The organism is Amycolatopsis antarctica, assembly GCF_002262875.1.
Classification (GTDB): Bacteria; Actinomycetota; Actinomycetes; order Mycobacteriales; family Pseudonocardiaceae; genus Amycolatopsis; species Amycolatopsis antarctica.
The window spans coordinates 1-20,200 of record NZ_NKYE01000011.1; the positions used below are offsets into that span (position 1 = coordinate 1).

Annotated in this window: 16 protein-coding genes and 1 pseudogene; 8 read left to right on the forward strand and 9 right to left on the reverse strand. The window is 67.5% G+C overall.

Going from position 1 to position 20,200, the window contains the following annotated elements:
- The first annotated feature begins 718 nt into the window (after window positions 1-718).
- Window positions 719-1,798 carry a beta family protein gene (locus CFN78_RS18030; protein ID WP_240519537.1) on the forward strand — a complete coding sequence of 360 codons (1,080 nt, stop codon included), beginning with the start codon at window positions 719-721 and terminating at the stop codon, window positions 1,796-1,798.
- A gap of 46 nt (window positions 1,799-1,844) precedes the next feature.
- Here CFN78_RS18030 and CFN78_RS29835 read toward each other — a convergent pair.
- A pseudogene (locus tag CFN78_RS29835) lies at window positions 1,845-2,874 on the reverse strand (IS256 family transposase); the annotation flags it as partial.
- Between the two features lie 407 nt (window positions 2,875-3,281).
- On the opposite strand from CFN78_RS29835, the gene CFN78_RS18040 reads away from it, so the two are divergent.
- Complete coding sequence (locus CFN78_RS18040) at window positions 3,282-4,733, forward strand: amidase (protein ID WP_094864013.1); 1,452 nt, start codon at window positions 3,282-3,284, stop codon at window positions 4,731-4,733.
- A 134-nt stretch (window positions 4,734-4,867) separates the two neighbouring features.
- Here the strand turns inward: CFN78_RS18040 and CFN78_RS18045 are convergent, their stop codons facing one another.
- Entirely contained in the window at window positions 4,868-7,270 is a 2,403-nt protein-coding gene (locus CFN78_RS18045) for an ABC transporter permease (protein ID WP_094864014.1), read from the reverse strand.
- Window positions 7,270-8,013 (reverse strand): ABC transporter ATP-binding protein, encoded by a 744-nt coding sequence (locus CFN78_RS18050; protein ID WP_094864015.1) that lies wholly within the window; start codon window positions 8,011-8,013, stop codon window positions 7,270-7,272. Before CFN78_RS18050 ends, CFN78_RS18045 begins: the two co-directional genes overlap by 1 nt.
- Before the next feature lie 148 nt (window positions 8,014-8,161).
- On the opposite strand from CFN78_RS18050, the gene CFN78_RS18055 reads away from it, so the two are divergent.
- Both CFN78_RS18055 and CFN78_RS18060 read left to right on the forward strand, forming a co-directional pair.
- Window positions 8,162-9,304 carry a sensor histidine kinase gene (locus CFN78_RS18055; protein WP_094864016.1) on the forward strand — a complete coding sequence of 381 codons (1,143 nt, stop codon included), beginning with the start codon at window positions 8,162-8,164 and terminating at the stop codon, window positions 9,302-9,304.
- Window positions 9,301-9,969 carry a response regulator gene (locus CFN78_RS18060; RefSeq protein ID WP_094864017.1) on the forward strand — a complete coding sequence of 223 codons (669 nt, stop codon included), beginning with the start codon at window positions 9,301-9,303 and terminating at the stop codon, window positions 9,967-9,969. Before CFN78_RS18055 ends, CFN78_RS18060 begins: the two co-directional genes overlap by 4 nt.
- 52 nt (window positions 9,970-10,021) lie before the next feature.
- On the opposite strand, the gene CFN78_RS18065 is transcribed toward CFN78_RS18060, so the two are convergent.
- Together CFN78_RS18065 and CFN78_RS18070 are read right to left on the reverse strand one after the other, a co-directional pair.
- Window positions 10,022-11,038, reverse strand: a complete 1,017-nt coding sequence (locus CFN78_RS18065) for a methyltransferase (RefSeq protein WP_094864018.1) — start codon at window positions 11,036-11,038, stop codon at window positions 10,022-10,024.
- Between the two features lie 239 nt (window positions 11,039-11,277).
- The gene (locus CFN78_RS18070) at window positions 11,278-11,742 is read right to left on the reverse strand and encodes a hypothetical protein (RefSeq protein ID WP_094864019.1); all 465 of its coding nucleotides are present in this window, start codon (window positions 11,740-11,742) and stop codon (window positions 11,278-11,280) included.
- Window positions 11,743-12,095: 353 nt separating this feature from the next.
- Between CFN78_RS18070 and CFN78_RS18075 the strand changes: the two genes are divergently transcribed.
- The 4 genes from CFN78_RS18075 (at window position 12,096) to CFN78_RS18090 (ending at window position 15,100) form a co-directional block, all read left to right on the forward strand.
- Window positions 12,096-12,509, forward strand: a complete 414-nt coding sequence (locus tag CFN78_RS18075; RefSeq protein WP_094864020.1) for a nitroreductase family deazaflavin-dependent oxidoreductase — start codon at window positions 12,096-12,098, stop codon at window positions 12,507-12,509.
- A gap of 93 nt (window positions 12,510-12,602) precedes the next feature.
- Window positions 12,603-12,995: a MerR family transcriptional regulator gene (locus CFN78_RS18080; protein ID WP_094864021.1), complete on the forward strand. Its 393-nt coding sequence runs from the start codon at window positions 12,603-12,605 to the stop codon at window positions 12,993-12,995.
- Between the two features lie 253 nt (window positions 12,996-13,248).
- The gene (locus CFN78_RS18085) at window positions 13,249-13,722 is read left to right on the forward strand and encodes a GbsR/MarR family transcriptional regulator (protein WP_094864022.1); all 474 of its coding nucleotides are present in this window, start codon (window positions 13,249-13,251) and stop codon (window positions 13,720-13,722) included.
- Between the two features lie 22 nt (window positions 13,723-13,744).
- Window positions 13,745-15,100 carry a serine hydrolase domain-containing protein gene (locus CFN78_RS18090; protein WP_094864129.1) on the forward strand — a complete coding sequence of 452 codons (1,356 nt, stop codon included), beginning with the start codon at window positions 13,745-13,747 and terminating at the stop codon, window positions 15,098-15,100.
- Window positions 15,101-15,166: 66 nt separating this feature from the next.
- Here CFN78_RS18090 and CFN78_RS18095 read toward each other — a convergent pair whose 3' ends face one another.
- The 4 genes from CFN78_RS18095 to CFN78_RS18110 all read right to left on the reverse strand — a co-directional run bounded on the left by CFN78_RS18095 (window position 15,167) and on the right by CFN78_RS18110 (window position 20,165).
- Window positions 15,167-16,465, reverse strand: coding sequence for a cytochrome P450 (locus tag CFN78_RS18095; protein WP_094864023.1), 1,299 nt, complete (start codon window positions 16,463-16,465; stop codon window positions 15,167-15,169).
- 109 nt (window positions 16,466-16,574) lie between these two features.
- On the reverse strand, window positions 16,575-18,752 hold the full coding sequence (locus CFN78_RS18100; protein WP_094864024.1) for a xanthine dehydrogenase family protein molybdopterin-binding subunit: 2,178 nt from the start codon (window positions 18,750-18,752) through the stop codon (window positions 16,575-16,577).
- Complete coding sequence (locus tag CFN78_RS18105; protein WP_094864025.1) at window positions 18,752-19,711, reverse strand: FAD binding domain-containing protein; 960 nt, start codon at window positions 19,709-19,711, stop codon at window positions 18,752-18,754. The genes CFN78_RS18100 and CFN78_RS18105 overlap by 1 nt, the downstream gene beginning before the upstream one ends.
- Window positions 19,698-20,165, reverse strand: coding sequence for a (2Fe-2S)-binding protein (locus tag CFN78_RS18110; protein ID WP_094864026.1), 468 nt, complete (start codon window positions 20,163-20,165; stop codon window positions 19,698-19,700). The genes CFN78_RS18105 and CFN78_RS18110 overlap by 14 nt, the downstream gene beginning before the upstream one ends.
- Window positions 20,166-20,200 lie beyond the last annotated feature (35 nt).

Genomic DNA, 20,200 nt, shown 5'->3' on the forward strand with positions numbered 1-20,200 from the left:
CAACGACGAGGCATACACAGGCACACAGCTACACCGACACACCCACAAAGATGACCACAAACCACCCAACAAAGATCAACTACCACACCCGCGTCCACCAACAGAGCCGGGTTTCACCACACCCTCTTAGCCGACTCGTGCCGATCCGATCCGGCGTCGCCTTGCGACCCGGCCAGCGTGCCAACCGTGCGGTCGATGTTGTCGCGGTGGAACAAGCCACCGATCCACCTGCGCACCTTCGGTAGCACGACGTCCTCGCGCAAGTTCATCGTCTTCGGGTGATCGGCCAGCACAGTGGAGCCAAATAGGAAGCGGCCCAACCCGTGACCGTTCAACTTGCTGCCGACCCTGTCTTTCCCGGTCGTTGATCATGCGAACGCTGGAACCGCGAACCGGTCCCCTTGACTCCTACCGATTGGAAGGTGACCGAGACCGCCGCGAACGGCATCGGGCAGAGGCAACCTCAGGGTCCATTCAACGACGTGGTGATCTGCCGTCCTCTCGGCGTTGCACCGGCCGAAACCTCGACGAGCGGACAGTCTAAAACCCACCCGATCACGTTTCTCTAGGCCAAGCTGGTGAAAGGTTACGACGCTCACCTCGATGGAGAACTGCGCTGCCTCGCACCCCTCCTCCCCTTATGGCGGATACCCACCCACGACTACGACCGTTAACGTAGATCTTCGTATTCAAGTTGTTACGGTCAGTATTGGCGGTGATGATGCCTGTTCCTCGGAGCTTCCATACCCTCATCGCGCTTCGAGCGAAGCAGGGCGAGTTTGCGGCACTCAACCAGCTCAATACGGCCGACGACGTGCGCCAAGTCCAACCCCTATTGGAATTCGAAGCAAACGGCATGACACCCGCGAAACAGCTGATTGAGGTCGAAGCTGTCGTTCGCCACCTCCACCGTCTGGGACGCCACGCCATGCTGGACGCATCCGACACAGTTGGGAAAACGGGATTTGGCAACGGCACGGCGGGCGCGGTCGGCGAGCTCGTGGATCGCCTCTCACGCCAAGCCGATCTCTTCGACAACGACGCGACAGTGCCGTTCATACCTGTCATTCGAAGCGACGCGACACAAAGCGCGGCATCGACCACAAGCCGGCTCTGCCAAGAACTCGGCGCTGGCGGAGCCCTACGCATACGCACGATTGGCGCAACTGCCGACCAATACGAACAACTCTTTAGATGGCTTCATGTTGAACCCGCCGACCTCGATCTGATCGTCGACCTACGGTACGTGGACCAAGCTGGCGCCCGCCTCACAGAAGACATCGCCGCAACTCTCGATACCCTTTCGCTGTTCGGGCCGTTTCGCTCAAGGAGCCTCTTGTGCGGGTCGGTACCATCCTCGCTCAAAGAGACCGCAATCTGGGAGGCGCCTCGCGTTGAGGAGCAGCTCTGGGCGTCGGTTGCCCAAGGCGGCTACGCCGACCTTCATCTCGGTGACTATGGCGTCGTTCACCCCCTGACAGGTCCGGGATTTCGCAGCAAACATGTCAGCGTTAAGTACACCTGCCCCTATCACTGGCTCTATATACGCCAGCGAATGGCCGAGCCCGAGGACGCCGTCGAGAAATATGAAGAAAACGTTCGTGCTCACACTTTCCGCATTGTGTTCCGGGAGGTCGTCGAATCCGACAGCTTCTTCGGACCGGACTTCTCCTGGGGTGATCGCGAAATACTCGACGCAGCCGAAGGCCGAGGCCACGGTCTCGGATCGACGACCAAACCTGTAGCTTTCGCTACCTCGCACCATTTGTCCTACCTGGCGAAGCGCACCGCTGCGTGAGCTCGCCACACCCCACAGGCGGCGGCCCAGCGGACCATCCGGCCAACAGGGTCCATCGTGGCCGGCATTGGCCGGTAGAGTCCAGTGATCGGGTGACCAGATAGAGGAATTTCAACGCTGCCTGCTCGTTGGGGAAGTGTCCGCGGCCGTTGATCGCTCGCCGGTAACGGGCATTGCGCGACTCGATCGCGTTGTTCGAGCAGACGACAGTGCGGATCGCGACGCCGTAATCGAGGAACGGGATGAACTCGACCCAGGCGTTGTCCCAGAGCCGGGCCACCGCCGGGTAGTGATCGTCCCACTTGCCGGCGAGCTGGTCGAACGCCGTGCGGGCAGCGGTGGCGTTGGCCGCGGTTCAGATCGGTTTCACATTCCGCTTCAGCTCGTCCCAGTAGCGACGGCTGGTGAGCCGGACGGTGTTGCGGATCAGATGGATGACGCAGGTCTGGATCAGCGCCGGGGGCCACCGTTCGACACGACCTCGGGCAGTCCTTTGAGTCCGTCGCAGACGACAAGGAACGTGTCGTTGACGCCTCGGCTCTTCAGGTCGGTGAGTACCGCCATCCAGAACTTCGCGCCCCACCGCCGGTGCCGGCCCAGAGGCCAAAGCTGTGGCGGCCCCCGGCCAGCGTCACCCCTATCGCGGCACCGAACGGGCGGTTCGCGACTTGGCCGTCACGGACCTTGACCACGGTCACATCGATGAAGACCGCGGCATAGATCGACTCCAACGGACGGGCGAACCGCAGACCTCGCGAGGTGCGCGCTGATCTCACCGGTCGTGAGCCCCTTGACATAGAGCGACAGCACGACCTCGTCGACCCGGTCAATCCCGCTGACGCTTCTTCACGATCTGCGGCACGAACGGGCCGGCCTGATCGCGTGGCGCCTCGATCGCGACCGGCCCGGTGTTCTCTGTGAGCACCGTCTTATCCAGCTGCTCGAGCAGCACGTCCGGGCCGGTCAGCGATAACCCCCTGCTCCTTGGCCGCGCGGATCAGCTCGACCGCGGTCGGCTGCTCCGCCGACTGCTCATCGGCCTTCCTCTTCACCACGCCACCCAGTGTCGTCGTCATCAGACGCCACCCCTTCTCGCCGAGCTGTTGCTCAGTGTGTCAGACCGGACGCACCGTTTTCATGACAGTCCCTTGGCAGACGCGAGCTATGCGGCATGAGCGGACGCTGAGGAACACGAAGACAATTGCTCGTTGACCAACGATGGTGTTGGTCAAGGCCCAATGCGCGATCGGGAGCATCAACGGTCAGCGGACACGAACTGAGATATCCATCCTGTTGCGCGATACGACGTTTTTATGGCCCGTACGGGCGGAGTTGGCCCGCTGCACGCGCTGTGAACTGCGACAACCTAGCTTCGGCCGTAGAACAAGTGCGCGACTTCGTTGGTGAAGGTGGCCCGTTCGACCTCATTGTTGCGCGAACCGACATTTCGTGCCCTTTGTGGCAGGCCGATAACTTCGGATTCATGGACTGGAGCTTTCAGGCGGCCGAAGAGCTAATCGCCGCATTGCGCGCTGGTGTGGTGACATCGGTGGAACTGACCGACGAGGCGATCACCCGTATCGAGCGCGACGACGAGGCGATCAACGCGATCTGCGTACCGGACTTCGACCGGGCTCGGGCCGCCGCACACCGTGCCGACCAGGCACGCGCGCGTGGCGAGGACCGGCCGCTGCTCGGCATCCCGGTGACGGTCAAGGAGTCGTACAACATCGCCGGGCTGCCCACGACCTGGGGCATGCCGCCGCACCGGAACTACATGCCGTACGAGGACGCGGTACAGGTGTCACGACTCAAGGTCGCGGGCGCGGTGCTGCTCGGCAAGACCAATGTGCCGTTGGGGCTGCAAGACATACAGAGCTTCAACGAGATCCACGGCACCACCACAAACCCGTGGGATCGCAGTCGCACGCCGGGCGGATCCTCCGGCGGGTCGGCGGCGGCACTGGCGTCCGGGTTCGGTGCGCTGTCCATCGGCTCCGACATCGCCGGCTCGCTGCGCACCCCAGCACACTTCTGCGGCATCTACGCGCACAAGCCGACGCTCGGACTGGTGGCCAACCGCGGTATGGTCCCGCCGTCCGAGCCGGCGTTGCCGGTCGACCTCGACCTCGCCGTCGTCGGTCCGATGGCGCGCACCGCCCGCGACCTCACGCTCCTGCTCGACGTCATGGCCGGACCGGACCCCTTGACGTTCGGCGTGGCGCACCGCTTGGCACTGCCGCCCGCCCGGCACGAGCGGCTCCGCGATTTCCGGGTCTTGGTCCTCGACGAACATCCGCTCATTCCGACCGGGGCCGCCGTGCTGGCGGGTGTGAACAGGGTGGCCGACGCGCTCGTCGACGGCGGCGCCCGCGTCGCACGGCACAGTCCGCTGCTGCCCGATCTGACCGAAGCCGCGACGCTCTACACGCAGTTGCTGATCTCGGGCTCCGTCGCACGTTTTCCCACCGAATCGCACGAACTGCTGCGAACCCGCGCCGCCGCACTGAGCGCGGACGACCAGACACTCGACGCCGTGCGACTGCGTGCCATGGTGTTAAGCCACCACGACTGGATCGAAGCGAACAACCGCCGTGAGGTCCACCGTCACAGCTGGCGGCGGCTGTTCGCCGAGTTCGACGCCGTGGTGTGCCCGATCACCCCGACGCCCGCGTTCCCGCACGACCACAGCCCCAATCCACTGGAGCGGCGCATCGACATCGACGGCGTCGAGTACCCGTACTTCGACCAGCTCGTCTGGGCCGGTCTGGCCACGATGCCCGGCCTGCCCGCCACCGCCATACCCGCCGGCCGGTCCCCCGAAGGCCTGCCGGTCGGAGTGCAGCTGATCGGCCCGATGTTCGAGGACCGGACCCCGCTGTGGCTGGCCGAACTGCTCGAGCAGAAGAACGGCGGCTTCCAGGCACCGAAGTAGGGGTACCGGCCGGCCGGGATGCGCGACGATCCACATTTCCGCTGGAACGCAGGCAAGATCGAAGCCACCGCTCACCCGCTCGACACCGGCCCGTACCTCGACCGGAAGACACCACCCTCGGTGCCTGACCGCCGCTATTCGGTGTCGGTGTGAATGGCCCTGAGGAGCGGAATCCTGGCGGCGTTTCGTGCGGGCCACAGGGCGGCCAGAATGCCGATCGCGACTGTCAGGGCGACGAACAAGGCGAGTCGACCCCACGGCATGGCGACAGGAATGCCGTCCTGGCTGGATACCGCCGCCGCGCCGATGACGCATCCGCCGACCAAACCGGTGATGGCGCCGAGGACGGCAATGATCACGGATTCCAGCCGCAGGATCGTGCCGACCTGGCCACGGCTGAGGCCGACCGCGCGCAGCAGGCCGATCTCCCTGACCCGTTCCCGGGTGGACATCGTCATGGTGTTGACCACGGACAGCGCACCGATCAGCACCGAGATGCTGAGCAGGGCGTACAGAATGTTCAGCACCGCGTCGAACTGGGAACGCTCGGCGTCGATGTACTCGGCGTGGGTCTGCACCACCAGGGTCGGATTGTTCAGCTCGCGACGGATCTCCGCCTGGGCGCTGTCGGTTCGCCCCGGGGCGGTCTTGATCAGGATCGTCTCCGGCGCGCCGTTCGCGGTTCCGACGAGCGCGTCGTAGTCGAAGCCCGCCGGCGCGTCGAAGATCGCGACGATCGGCAACGGCCTGTCCCCTGGGACGACACTTCCGACAACCCATTCGTGGGCATCGGCTTCCTCGTCGCTGACCGCGATTCCGCCTGCCAAGTCGTCCAGTGAGCCCGATCGGAGGGTGAACGAGATGAGGCTGCCGATCGTGGCCGGATCCACCCCGGCCACGTTCAGCGAATTCGGGCGGGAGCCAACCTCGGTCGGGGTCAAGGGTGTGACGGCGTCGATGCCGGGAAGCTGAGCGACACGCCCCTGAGTGTCCTCGCCGATTTCGGCGAAGCCGATGGCGCTGATCCGGATATCGGCACGGTCACCGGTGTCGGCCCGACGAGCATCCTCGGCGGCGACCGACGCGACCGGCACGGTCACCGCCCCGCAGATGGCCAGCCCGATCATGAGCGCGCTTGCCGTTGTACCTGTGCGGCGCGGGTTCCGGCGGGTGTTCTGCACGGCCAGGGTGCCTCGGATCCCCGCGACACGGGTCAGCGGACGGCGCAGTAACGCAGTCAGCCAGACACCGAACAACGGTGTGAGAGTGATCAGTCCGAGCAACAGCAGCGGTGCGCCGAGGTAGAGCCAATCCTCCGAGTCCGCAGCGGCAGTCGTGATCGCCGTACCGAGGCCGGTCATCACGAATCCGGCAGTATTGCGCCGCCGCAACGACTTTCCGGTCGGCGGCAATCCCGTACGCAGGGCGGCGATCGGCGGGACCGCGGAAGCACGGCGGGCCGGAATGTACGCGGCGAAGACGGTCACGCCGATCCCGACCCCGAGCGCGGCGAGAACTGGTTCAACCCCGAAGATCCGGGGCTCGATCGGAGGTCCGTCGACGACGCCGAACAGGGAATCCAGCGACACCCCCACTCCGATCCCGAGCAGGTAGCCGACGACAGTGGCGACGACACCCACTACCAACGCTTCGGCGAGGACCATCCGCGTCACGTATCGGCGGTCGGCACCGACGGCACGCAACAACGCGTGTTCCCGGGCCCGCGCGGCGGACAACATGGTGAACGTGTTGGCCACCAGGAAGATCGAGACGAACAAGGCGATACCGGCGAAGGCCAGCAGGATCGCGGTCAGCTTGCCATCGGTGGCGGTCTCGGTGAACTCGGACGCCGTGTCAAGGATGAATTCGTCCTGCGACACGGCCGCCCTGACATTCGCCGCGAGTGCGGACTCCGACGTGCCCGGCGCCGTGGTGAGGGAGACCGTCGTGTTGCTGTCGGGCGTCTTGGCGAACAGGGCGCGTGCGGTGGCGTCGTCGAAGGCGGTCAGCGTGCCACCTCGAGTGACTCGGGTGTCCGACGTCGTGAAGGTCCCGGCCAGCCGGGCGTCGCGAGCGGTACCGTCGGCGACGAACCGGATCTGGTCGCCCACCTGGTAACCGGTGCGTTTCGCGGTCCAGTCGTCGATCGCGATCTCCGTAGCACCCGCGGGCGCCCGTCCCGCGGTCAGTTGGTAGTCGGGGTCGTAGGTGACACCGCCCGCGTACACGGGCTGGCCGACCAACCCGCCCTCATTGTCCACAATGAACGTCTCGCCTTCCGAGGTCGGCCGGACCTCGGCCACACCGTCCACGGCACGCAGTTTCGCCACCACGTCTGCCGTCACACCGGCGTCGGTCGTCGACCGGGCGGTGATCTGCACCGCGAAGTCCGGTGTGCCGCCTTCAAGGGACGCCCGCACCGACGAGCTGTACAGCAGCGAACCGGTGACAAAGGCGACGCCGAGCGCGACGGCCACGGTGGGGAGCAGGAATCGGATCTTGCCGGCGAGGATCGAGCGGATCGCCATCCGGAACATCAGCGGACCGCCTGGGCATCGAACCGTCGCATCCGATCGAGGACACCGTCCGCGGTGGGCTGGGCCATCTCGTCGACGAGCCGCCCGTCCGCGAGGAACAACACGCGGTCGGCGTATCCCGCGGCGATCGGATCATGTGTGACCATCACGACCGTCTGCCCCCACTGGCGCGCGCACATCCGCAGCAGGCCGAGGATCTGCGCGCCGGTCCTGGAGTCGAGATTGCCGGTGGGCTCGTCCGCGACGACGATGTCCGGCCGGGAGACCAGCGCACGGGCGCAGGCCACGCGCTGCTGCTGTCCACCGGAGAGTTCCGCGGGCCGGTGGCCGAGCCGGTCGGCCAACCCGACCGCGTCGACGACACGATTGGTCCACGCCTTGTCCGGACGCTTGCCGGCCAGCGACAAGGGCAGCACGATGTTCTCCCACGCGGTGAGCGTGGGCAGCAGATTGAACGACTGGAAGACGAACCCGATTTTCTCTCGCCGCAGCTTCGTGAGGTTGGCATCGGTCAACGAGCCGAGGTCGGAACCACCGATCCACGCCTTGCCCGATGTCGGGGTGTCCAGCCCGGCAAGGCAGTGCATCAGCGTCGACTTTCCGGAACCGGACGGGCCCATCACCGCGGTGAACTCGCCCTGCTGGAACCGTGCCGACACTCCGGCCAGTGCGGTCACGGCCGCCTGGCCTGTTCCGTAGGCCTTGCCGAGCTGGTCGGCTACCGCGACCGTTCGCTGATCCATCGCCCGCTCCGTTGTCCTCGATCCAGCTGACGGTTTTGATCCTGTGCGGATCCGTCGTCGAACGGATCAACCACGCTGGCGAGTGATGCGACCGCCGCTCGGCCGAAAGAATGAGGCCGGACCGTCATCACTGTCCTAGTCTCGCCGCATGATCGGCATTTTCGACAGACTCACCTGGGTGCAGCGCCTGACCGCGGGGTTACTCGCCATGACCGCGGGGGTCGTGGTGATCCTGGAAGGGGTCAGCGCGGAGTCCGCGACCGGTGCGATCGGCATCGTGCTCTGCGGATTGGTGCCCGTGGCGGCCCTGCTCTCGTCGACCGTTTCCGCCACGGTGGTCAGCGGAATCGCCGTGCTGTCGATCGTGTTCACGGTCATCTGCGCGCATCTGCAATTCCCACCGGACAACACGTTCGGCGTCATCGAGTTGCTCGGACTGGCGACCCTGATGGTCAGGGTGATCATTCAGGTCTCGCCGCGGCGAGCCGTGTGGCTGGCGGCGCTCCTGTTCATCGCGGCCCCGTTGTTGCCGCTACGACTCGCGGACCAGGAGTACCGGTCCCTCATCGGCGCCGCCATCGTGTTCGGCATGGCTTTCATGGCGCTGCTCGGTATGTATCTGCGGTTGCACGACCGGCGGCGCGCGGACGCGTTCGACCTTGCCAGACAGTCCCAGCGCCTCGAGTACGCCCGCGATCTGCATGATTTCGTCGCGCACCACGTAACGGCGATGGTCGCGCAGGCCCAGGCCGTCCGGTTCATCACAGCCGCAGGAATGGCACCTTCCCCGGAAGGGCTCGACGAAATGCTAGCCGGAATCGAGAAGGCCGGCTCCGAAGCGCTGGTATCGATGCGCGGCATGGTCACGGTACTCCGGGATGACACGACGGCACCGGTCCGTCCACATCAGACACTCGGCCCGATCGTCGCCGACGCCGCGGACAGGTACACCGGTTCTCCGGTCACGACGTCGATCGACCAGACTCTGGCGACCCGCACACTGTCACCGAAGACACTCGACGCGGCCCGGCACGTCGTCCAGGAATCCCTGACCAACGTTCTGCGACACGCGGCGGAGGTGACCCGCGTGGAGATCAGTGCCCACGATTCCGGTGAATCCGTTGAGCTGAGCGTGACCAACGACGGCATCGCCGCCTCTAACGGACTCCCCGGCGGCTTCGGGTTGGTCGGACTGACCGAACGCGTCGAGTCCGTCGGCGGCCGCCTGTCAGCGGGGCCCACGGGTACCGGGTGGGCGGTAACGGCCGTACTGCCATCATCTCAAGGATGACGATTCGCGTGCTGATCGCCGACGATCAAAAGATGATGCGGTCGGCGTTCCAGATGATCCTCGATTCGCAGCCTGATATGCAGGTCGTCGCCTCGGTCGGCGACGGCGAGGCGGCGGTGGCGGATGCGCGCAGGCTGCGGCCCGACGTCTGCCTGCTCGACATTCGGATGCCCAAGCTGGACGGGCTCGAAGCGACCCGATTGCTCGCCGCACCCGCTGTACACGAACCGCTCAACGTCCTGATCGCCACGACGTTCGACCTCGACGAATACGTCTATCAAGCCCTACGCAATGGTGCCTGTGGGTTCCTGCTGAAAGACATGTCGCCCGCTCTGCTCGTCGAGGCCGTTCGTGCGGCCGCCAACGGAACCACGTTGATCTCGCCCGCGGTAACCGTGCGCCTGTTGTCCCATTTGGCCCCCGACCGCGGCAAAGACCCGGATACGGTCGAGAAGCCCCTTCTCGAGCCGCTGACCGAGCGAGAACTGGCAGTGGTCAAACTGGTGGCTCAGGGACGGACGAATGACGAAGTCGCAGGCGGCCTGTACGTGACACAAGCGACCGTGAAGACACATCTCGCCAACGTCCAGCGGAAACTCGGAGTCCGGAACCGAGTGGAGATCGCCGCCTGGGCCTGGCGCACCGGAGTGTGCACCGGCCCCTGACCGAGGACAGGTCGGGCATACGGGGAGCACGGACAGCGACGAACCGCCGGTGTCAGCGACGGGTGGCCTCCACGGCGTGCAGGGTGTCGCCGACCCGCGTCGTGCCGATGAAGTCGAATCCGCAGTCGGCCAGCAACTCTCGGAACTGGGCGACCGTACGCTCCGCACCGGAGAACAGGGTGCGCATCATGACGTCATGGGTCTTGGCCTGGTCGTAGACGTTGTCGGGGAAGAGGACTCGCTCGAAGAGAACCAGGCGGGTACCGGAAGACATCGCTTCGTGACAACGGCGGAGGATGATCTCCGCCTTGTCCTTCGGCCAGTCGTGAACGACCGACTTCAGAATGTAGAGGTCGCCCCCTGAAGCAACTTCGGTGAAGAAGTCACCCGCCACCACGGCCATTCGCTCTTCGAGTCCACATCGGACGCTGCTTCTGACAGCGGCCGCCACGACGTGTTCCTGCTCGAAGACGGTCCCGGCCGCGTCGGGATACTTCTTCAGCACAGCGGTGAGCAGAGTCCCGTCGCCGCCGGCGACATCGACGATGTGGCGGTAGGGCGAGAAGTCGTACCACCTGATCAGGTCGTCCCGTTCACCCCGGCTCATGTCCGCCATCGCCGCGTCGAACAGCGCGCCGAGTTCGGGATTCTCCCGGTAGTACTCGAAGGGTGGCTTGTCGTTCACCAACTCGAACGCCGACTGCCCCGTGTACAAGGTGTGGTCGGCACGGTCGAAGGTGGCGTACAGCATGGTGTACAGCCGGAGAATCGAACGCAGCGAGTTCGGGTGGTCCGACCGCAGCAGCGTGCCACGCGCGGTCAGCTCGAAACGGCCGTCCGGCAACTCCTCCACCACGCCGTGCCCGGCCAGTAGGCGCAGGAAGCTGCGTAGCGCCGAGGACACCGTGCCGGTGCGCTCCGCGAGGTGCTCCACTGTCAGCGGCCGGCCATCGAACAGGTCGGCGACTCCGATCTCGGCGATCAGGGACAGCACCTTCGCCACCATCACCGACTGTCCCAGCAGGAGCAACTCGTTCGCATCGTCCCCAGACCCGCTACCGGTACTCATCTCCAGCCTCTCTCGGCACGCCGCGCTCAGCAGCGTCAACGACACCACAATGGACAACCGGTCTCGATCGAGCGTCCGGAGGCCTGCCCCGGCGCGCGGTCGTCGGTTCACATCTCTACCCGTCCGCGGGAACGCGCGGTGTCGGGCCAGGCCGGATTCCCGGCCTGAGCCGATAGGCCGGGCTCGTTCCAGGCCATCGGCGTACGTGGCGCCCTGTCAGAGAGGCCCCGCGAAGGAGTTCAGCAGGGCGCCCATGCTGTCCACTTGCCTTCGGTGAACGTGACGCAGTAGTCCCGGTTGTCCTTGCCGACGGTCCGGAGCTGGCCGTCACCGCCACCGTCCAGGCCCAGCTCGGACGGGGGAACCTGCCGGTTCACCTCGATGTTGCCCAGCCTGCGCCACCCGTCGCCCGAGTCGTAGTGGACGAAGTAGTCGCCACCGATCGCCACCTCCTGGGCCGGGTACCCCGGCAGGTTCACGATGGCCGACCTGGTGTCACAGACGATGCCGACGTCGAGCGGGTGCTTCCACTGGTGGCCCGGGTACGGGCAGGCTTCGGCGGGCGTAGCCCCCGAAGCGGTCCCCACGCTCTCCGTCGGGTTCGCGGCGGTCCGCGGGTCCGCGGCCGCGTTGCCCGCGACACTTCCCAGAAGCAGGAACGCACCGGTCATCAGCACCCCGACCAGCGGTTTACGAGCAACCATCAGGTCACGCTCCTTTGTCTGTATCGGTGCGCACGCGGCACGTCTACCAGGGAAACTAACAGCGTGCGACGAGCTGGCACCACAGAGTTCGAATAGTCTGCGCAGAAGTACCGGGCTCACCTCGTTTTCCCGGATCCTGTGGGATAAGGCCGGTTCCCGGCACGCCGGGCGCGATACCTCGCATCATCCGTGCGCCCCGAGGTGGCTACCACCGCGGCTCGGTGATGGTCGTCACCAACACGACACCTGACGTCAGTGTCAGGTTTTACGCTGGAGCCGAGCACACGGACGGGCGGTCGGTCAGCTTCGGCCGAGGGACGACGTGTGCCGAACCGTGTCAGGAGAGGAAACCGATGACGGATTTCGCCGCGATGAACGCCAAGGTGATCGACGAGTTCCGCGCGAACGGCGGTGAGGTCGGCGGCATGTTCGCCAACGCGCCGTTGATTCTGGTGCATCACTTCGGAGCCAAATCCGGTACCGAGCGGATCGCGCCGCTGGTGTACCTCGCCGAGGGTGAGCGCCTGTTCGTGTTCGCGAGCAAGGGTGGTTCACCGGAGAACCCGGCGTGGTACCACAACCTTCTCGCTCACCCCGAGGTCACCGTCGAGGTCGGCGAGGACACCTTCCCGGTGCGGGCGACGGTGCTCGACGGCGCCGAACGGGACCGTGTCTACACCAGGCAGGCAGCCGCGCAGCCGCAGTTCGCCGAGTACCAGGAGAAGACCGACCGGCTCATTCCGGTCGTGGAACTGGTTCGCCGCTGACGTTCCACGCCATCCATCCACTGTGGACAACATGGGAGTGCTCACCCCGTCGTCGCACAGGAGGGCCGGACAACACCGCGAAGGGAGAACGGCGTGCGGATCGGTGAACTGGCGCGGCGGAGCGGGGTGAGCGTCCGCTCGCTGCGCTACTACGAGGAGAAGGGCCTCCTCGCCAGCACCCGCAGCGACAGCGGGCAGCGGCACTACGTCGACACCGATGTCGACCGGATCCGCTTCATCCAGTGCCTCTACCGCGCGGGTCTGTCTAGTCGGACGGTCGCTGAACTGCTGCCATGTGTCGACACACCCAGCCCCCGGAACGCCGACGAGGCGTGGGCGAGGCTCGTCGCTGAGCGCGAGCGGCTCGACTCGTACATCGGGGACCTGCGGGAGACCCTGCGCGCGCTGGATTCGGTGATCGCCGCCAATCGGCGGCACCGGGAGTCGATCGCCGAGGCGGACCCCGCGCACGGCGCGGTCCACTGACACCACCGTGACACCGGCCGGGACCGACGCCCATCTCGGCGCGCCGGAGCCGACCGTGGCGGGCGCTCGCGGTCCGACATCGACCGGAGGACCTCCGGTAGGTGTGGCGCGTAGCGGATGTGCCACCGGAGACACGTGCCCTTCGGGCCAGCCCAGCCCTGCCACCGCGCCGCCAAGGATCGGGAAATCGCGAAGATCGACCCGAGATGACACAGATTTCCGTGATCTCAGTTATCTTAGGTACGATATTTCCATGGATACCGGCTGGGACCTGGAGTTCGCCGATGACGCGGGCCGCTGTTTCGCCCGGCAGTACGGGCTGCCCCCGATGACCGGCAGGGTGATCGGCTGGCTGCTGGTGTGCGATCCGGCGGCGCAGACCATCGCCCAGATCGCCGAGAGCCTGCAGGCCAGCCGCACCGGGGTGACCGCCGCGGCCCGCCAGCTCGAGGACTGGTCGTGGTTACGGAGGTCGCGGACCGCGGGTGAGCGGGTCGACCGGGTTCGGCTGCATCCCGAGGTCTGGTCGCGACTGCTCGACAACCAGTCCGAGTACGCCGCGCTCGGGGTGCTCGCCCGACGCGGGCTGGCGACCGCGGGCGGTGAGAGCCGCGTCCGGCTGGCCGAGCTGGCCGCGTTCGCCGAGTTCCTCGCCGAGAAGATGCCCGGCCTGGTAGCCGAATGGCAGACCCGGCTCGATGCCGTGCACGCCGGCCACCGCCGCTGAGCCCACCACCGGAGCACCCGACATGCACATCGACATTGCCCACTGGCAGACCAGATTGGACACCCTGCGTGCCGCGCACCAGGTGCCAGGGGCCGCGCTCGGCCTCGTCGTCGACGACCAGGTGCACGAGTTGGCCAGCGGGGTGCTGCACAGCGGCACCGGGGTCGCGGTGACCACAGACTCCGTGTTCCTCAGCGGTTCACTCGCCAAGGCCTACACCGCCACCGCGATCATGCGACTGGCGGACACCGGCGCCTTCGGCCTGGACACGCCGATCACCGCGATCCTGCCGGACTTCCACACTCCGGACCCGGCGAGCGCGAAGATCACCGTCCGCCAGTTGCTCAGCCACACCAGCGGATTGACCTGCGACTTCAACCACGACACGGGCCGGGGAGACGACTGCGTGGCCCGCTACGTCACGGCGGCGGAGTCGGTGGCACCGGACTGCCCGCCGGGTATCGCCCTGTCGTACAGCAGCGTCGGCTACGCCGTGCTGGGCAGGGTGATGGAGGTGGTCACCGGCACCACCTGGGACCGGGCGCTGCACGATCTGGTGTTCGCGCCGCTCGGTCTGGCCCGGTCGGTGACGCTGCCCGAGGAAGCGCTGCGATTCCGGGTCGCCATGGGCCACTTCGGCACCGAACCCGCACCGACATGGGACATGATGCCCCGCTCGGCGGGGCCTTACGGACGAATCATCACCTCCGCCGGCGACGTCGCACGCTTCGCCGGAATGCACCTCAACGACGGCCTCGCCGCGGACGGCACCCGGGTACTGTCCGTCGCGTCCGCCGTCGCCATGCGGACCCGTGAGGCGGGCAGCCCGGACAAATGGACCATGCACGCAGATGGCTGGGGCGCGGGCTGGACGCTCTACGACTGGGCGGGAGTGCCGGGCTACGGACACGACGGCAGCGCGGTGACTCAGCAGTCGTTCCTGCGAATCGTGCCGCACGCCGGCCTGGCGGTGGCACTGATGGTCAACGGCGGGCACGCCGATCGGCTCTACGCCGACCTGTTCGGTGAACTTCTCGGCGAACTCGCGGATGTGCGGATGCCCGCACCGTTCGCCGTGCCGGAGCACCCGCCGGAGGTGAACACCGCCCGGTACCTCGGCACGTACCGGCGGGAGGGTGTACGCACCACGATCCTGCGTGGCGATACCGGCCGGCCGCGGCTTCGCTACGAACTCGTCGACGGCATGGCAGGTTACGCCGATCCGCTGGAGGCCGAGCTGGTTCCGTTGTCGGACACGGTGTTCGCCGCCTCCGGCGAGGCCTTCGGACTGGACGCGTTGCCGGTGGTCTTCGCCGAACTGCCCGACGGGAAGCCCTACGTCTACGTAGGTATGCGCGCTACCCCGAAGATCGACTGACCCGGCACACCGTTGGCGTGGGCCGCAGCGGCACGGGCCGGCCGCACTCCCCCGGCCCGTGCTGCCCTACGTCGCGACGACCTTGGCCACTCCGGTGCGTACCGGCAGGCTGAGAAGTCCGTGCAGGGTGCGGGAGGGCCCCCGGCGCGCCGCGCCGGCCGCGCTCAGGTCCGGGTAGCGGCCGAACAGTTCGCGCAGCGCGATCTCGCCCTCCATCCGAGCCAGGCCCGCACCGAGGCAGTAGTGCGCTCCCGAGGAGAACGCGAGGTGGTCGCGGGCGTTCGCCCGCGTGATGTCGAAGCGGTGCGGGTCGGCGAACACCTCCGGGTCCCGGTTGGCGCCGCCGAGCAGAGTGACCACGGCGGACGCGGGTGGCAGTTCCCGTCCGCCGACGGTGACGGCCTTGTCCGAGAGACGCGCGGTCATCTGCACCGGCGAGTCCCAGCGCAGCACCTCCTCGACGGCGTTGCCCGCCAGTGCGGGATCGGCCACCAGCGCGGCGCGCTGCACCGGGTGTTCGAGCAGGGCAAGCACGCCGTTGCCGATCAGGCTCTGCGTCGTCTCGAAACCCGCTCCCAGCAACAGCGCCGTGGTCGCCACCAGATCCCGCGCGGTCAGTTCCTCGGAGTCCTGGGCCGCGATCAGCCCGCTCACCACGTCCTCGCCCGGTTCGGCGCGGCGACGCTCGATCAGGTCGGTGAAGAATTCGGTCATCTCGCGCAGCGACTCCGCCACCACCCGCCACTCGGTGAGGGAGCGGACGCCGTCGAGCGAGCCGCCGACGATCCGGCCCCAGCGGGCGAAGTCGTTCTCCCGGGAATCGTCCACCGCCAGCAGATCGCAGATCACCCGGACCGGAACCCGGACGGCGAACTCCGGCACCAGATCGAACTCGTCCAGGTGGGCGAGTTCGTCCAGACAGCCGCGTACCGTCTTCTCGATCTGCTCGGTACGGGTGCGCAGGGCCCTCGGGGTGAACCATGGGGCCACCACTCGCCGCAGGCGGGTGTGCACGGGCGGGTTCATCGCCAGCAGGGAGTGCTCGATCAGGTGTGCCACCGGCTTGCCCGGCTCCCGGTCCCAGTCCACCGAGCCGAGTTCCGCGCCCGGCAGCACCAGCAGCGCGGGATCGCGCAACACGGCACTGGCCGTCGCGTGGTGCGCCGTGACGTGGAAGCCGAGCCTGCTCCGGTACAGCGGGCCGCGGTCGCGGATCTCGTCGTAGAACGGGTGCGGATCGGGCAGCGGCCGATGGCCGAGGACCTTCGCGGCCGGGTCGCCGCCGGCCGCGACCAGCCGGGTGGCCGAGCGCCGCAGTCCCATGATCGCCGTCTGCCGAAATTCACGTACCGTCGGTATGGGCATGTCGCCAGGGTAGACACACTCGCTCGCGGGCGCCCGGATATCTGCCGAGCCCACCCCCGCGGCGGATGTCCGGTCGCGGGCGGGCAGGCCCTCCCGCGACCGGAAGACGTCACCACTCCGCCAGCAGATCCTCGATCACGATCGGGATGTGCCGGACCCGGATGCCGGTCGCGTTGCAGACCGCGTTGGCGACGGCGGCCGCCATGCCGACCGTGCCGATCTCGCCGATTCCCTTGGCACCGACGGCATTGTGCAGCGTGTCCGGGTACTGGACGAAGTGCACGCCGACATCGGGGATGTCCGCGTTGACCGGCAGCAGGTAGCTCGCGAAGTCGCCGTTGGCGGGACGGCCGTTCGCCTCGATCTCCAGTCCCTCGTGCAGCGCCGCCGACACGCCCCAGATCATCCCGCCGACGATCTGGCTGCGGGCCGCCTTGTCGTTGATGATGCGGCCCGCGTCGAAGACGCCGAGCATGCGCGACACCCGGGCCTCTCGCGTCCACCTGTGCACCCGGACCTCGCAGAACTGCGCACCGAACGAGCTGAACGAGTGCTTGGTCAGCTCCTCCCCTGGCGCCGAGGAACCCGTCACGGTCATCGACGGACGGTCCACTGCGCGCAGCAGTTCACCGAAGGTCATCGCCCGCCCCCCGGCCAGCACCTGGCCGTCGGCGTAGGTGACGTCCTCGCCGTCGAACGGCGCGCCCGGCGACGATGCCAGGGCGACCAGTTCGTCGATCGCCTTCGCCGCGGCCACCATGATCGCCGATCCGGCACTGGCCGTGGCGGTCGATCCGCCGGACAGCCCGCCTGCCGGGAGCGTCGAATCCCCCAGCCGCGGGACGATGCGCTCCGGTGGCAGGTCCAGCGACTCGGCACCGACCAGCGACAGCACGGTCAGCAGGCCGGTACCCGGATCCGCCCCGCTGGTCCCGACCACGGCGGTGTCGTCCGCGCGCAGCGTGATGCCGACCGTGGCCGGGAACCGCAGTGCGGGGAACATCGCGGTGGCCGTGCCGACTCCGACGAGCCAGTCGCCGTCGGTGCGCCCGTCCGGCGAACGCTCCGCCCAGCCGAACCGCTGGGCACCGACGTCGAAGCACTCGTCGAGGTGCTTGCTCGACCACTGCAGGTCCTTGCCGGGCGGCGCGACCGAGTTGTTCCTTCTGCGCAGCTCGATCGGATCCATGTTCAGCGCGATCGCCAGCTCGTCGATCGCGCTCTCCAGCGCGAACGACCCGGGCGCCTCGCCCGGCGCGCGCATGAACGTGGTCGGCGGGACGTTCAGCGGCACCATCTTCTGGCTGATGGCCAGGTTCCGGGTGGCATACCACTCTCTCGAGGTGCCGTGCGAGGTCGGCTCCACGAACGATCGGTCGATTCCCGTGCTGCACCAAGAGTCGTGGCGCAGGGCGACCAGCGTGCCGTCCCGTTCGGCGCCGAGCGAGATGGTCTGGACCGTCGCGGCGCGCCCGGCCGTCGCGGTGAACACCTGTTCCCGGCTGAGCGCGGCCTTCACCGGACGGTCGAGGACCCTGGCCGCCGCGGCGGCGAGGAACGCGGGCGCCGAGGTCCTGCCCTTGCCACCGAAAGCCCCGCCGACGAAGGGATTCACCGCTCGGACGGTGGACGGATCCACCCGCAATGCGCTGGACAACTCGGCGGCCTGGAGGTCGGCCCCCTGGTTTCCACTGTAGACGGTCAGCCCGTCGGCGTCCCACAGCGCGACGGCGGAGTGCGGCTCCATCGCGGCATGATTCTGGGTGGCGGTGGTGTAGGTGGCCTCGACGACGACCGGGCTCACCGCCAGAGCGTCCTCAATGGACTCGACACCCTCGGCGAGGACGGTGAGCGAGGGCGGGGCGCCGTCCCGAGCCGCCGGTGCGTCCTCGGCTCCGGCAAGCCCGTCCTCCAGGGAGGTCAACGCCGGACGCGCGATGTAGGAGACCTCGACGAGCATCGCGGCGTCCCGCGCCTGCTCGAAGGTCTCCGCCACAACGAAGCCGATCGGCTGGCCGTAGTAATCGACTTCCCTGTTCTGCATGGGAACCGCGGTCTCGCCGAAGAGCGGGGAGCTCGCGGTGTGCAGTTCCAGTGGGTCGAACGGCGAGTACACGGCGATCACGCCAGGAGCGCTCTTCGCAGCCGCGACGTCCATCGCCTCGATCTCGCCGTGGGCGATCGTGCTGAGCACGAGATACCCGTGGGCCGTTCCGGGGAAGTTGTGGTCGGCGCCGTACTCGGCCCGGCCGGTGACTTTCTGCGGTCCGTCCAGCCGACTGGTCATCAGTGGCTCCCCTCGGTCAGTTCGAGCAGGGCGCGAACGATGGTCCTGCGCAGCAGGGGTGCCTTGAAACCGTTGCCGGACAACGGCCGGGCGCCGTCGGAGGCGGCCGACGCGGCTTCTTCGAAGGAAGCCTCGGTCGCGGGCAGGCCGCGCAGGGCGTCCTCGACCGCCGTGAGCCGCCATGGCACGGTCGCCACCCCGCCGGCCGCCACTCTGGCGTCGACGATGCGCGAGTCCCGGATGTCCAGTGCGACCGCCGCCGAGCAGAGCGCGAACTCGTAGGACTGCCGGTCCCGCACCTTCACGTAGGTGGAACGCGAGGCCCAGTCCAGCCGGGGCACCACGACCTCGGCGATCAACTCGCCCGGACGCAGGTCGTTCTCCAGCTCGGGCGTCTCGCCCGGGGTTCGGTAGAACTCGCGCAGGGCGACGGTGCGGCTGCCGGTGGCGCCGACCAGTCGCAGCTCCGCGTCCAGGGCGACGAGGGCGACGGCGACATCGCTGGCGTGGGTGGCCACGCAGGAGTCACTGGTGCCCAGCACGGCATGCATCCGGTTGGCACCCGCGATCGCCGGGCACCCGGTGCCCGGTTCCCTCTTGTTGCACGGCATCGCGATGTCGCGGAAGTACGAGCAGCGGGTGCGCTGCAGCAGGTTGCCGCCGATGCTGGCCATGTTCCGGATCTGCTGGGACGCGCTCAGCAGGAGCGCGCGGGACACGGCCGGGTACACGCCGGGGTGCTCAGCGATGTCGCCCATCCGCTCCAGCGCGCCGATCCGCAGTCCGTCGCCGGTGTCGATACCGCGCAGCGGAACCTCGTTGATGTCCAGAACATGCTGCGGCGTAAGGACATCGAGTTTCATCAGGTCGACGACGGTGGTGCCACCTGCCAGGAAGGTCCCGGTCGAGGCGATCGCCTCGTCGACGGTCGTCACCGCGGTGAGGTCAAAGGGACGCATCCGACCGCCCTGCCTGTTCGCTCGCCTGCTCGATCGCCGCGACGATGTTCGGGTACGCCGCGCACCGGCAGATGTTGCCGGACATGAACTCGCGGACGTCCGGGACGTCCTTCCGCACGGCGGCGACCGCCGACATGATCTGGCCCGAGGTGCAGAATCCGCACTGCAGGGCGTCCTGGTCGACGAAGGCCTGCTGGACGGGGTGCAGTTCCTCGCCCTCCGCCGACAGGCCCTCGACCGTGGTCACCTCCCGTGTGACGGTCGCGGCCAGGGTGAGGCACGCCAGCACCGGCCTGCCGCCGACGTGCACGGTGCAGGCACCGCACTGTCCCCGGTCGCAGCCCTTCTTCGGGCCGGTGACGGAGAGGCGTTCCCGGAGCGCATCCAGCAGCGTCACGCCCGGATCCACGCTCAGCCGCTCCGTTCTGCCGTTGACTTCGAGTGATATGTCCACTGGACCTCTTTCCCGCGGGGCCGTCCGTGCCGGAC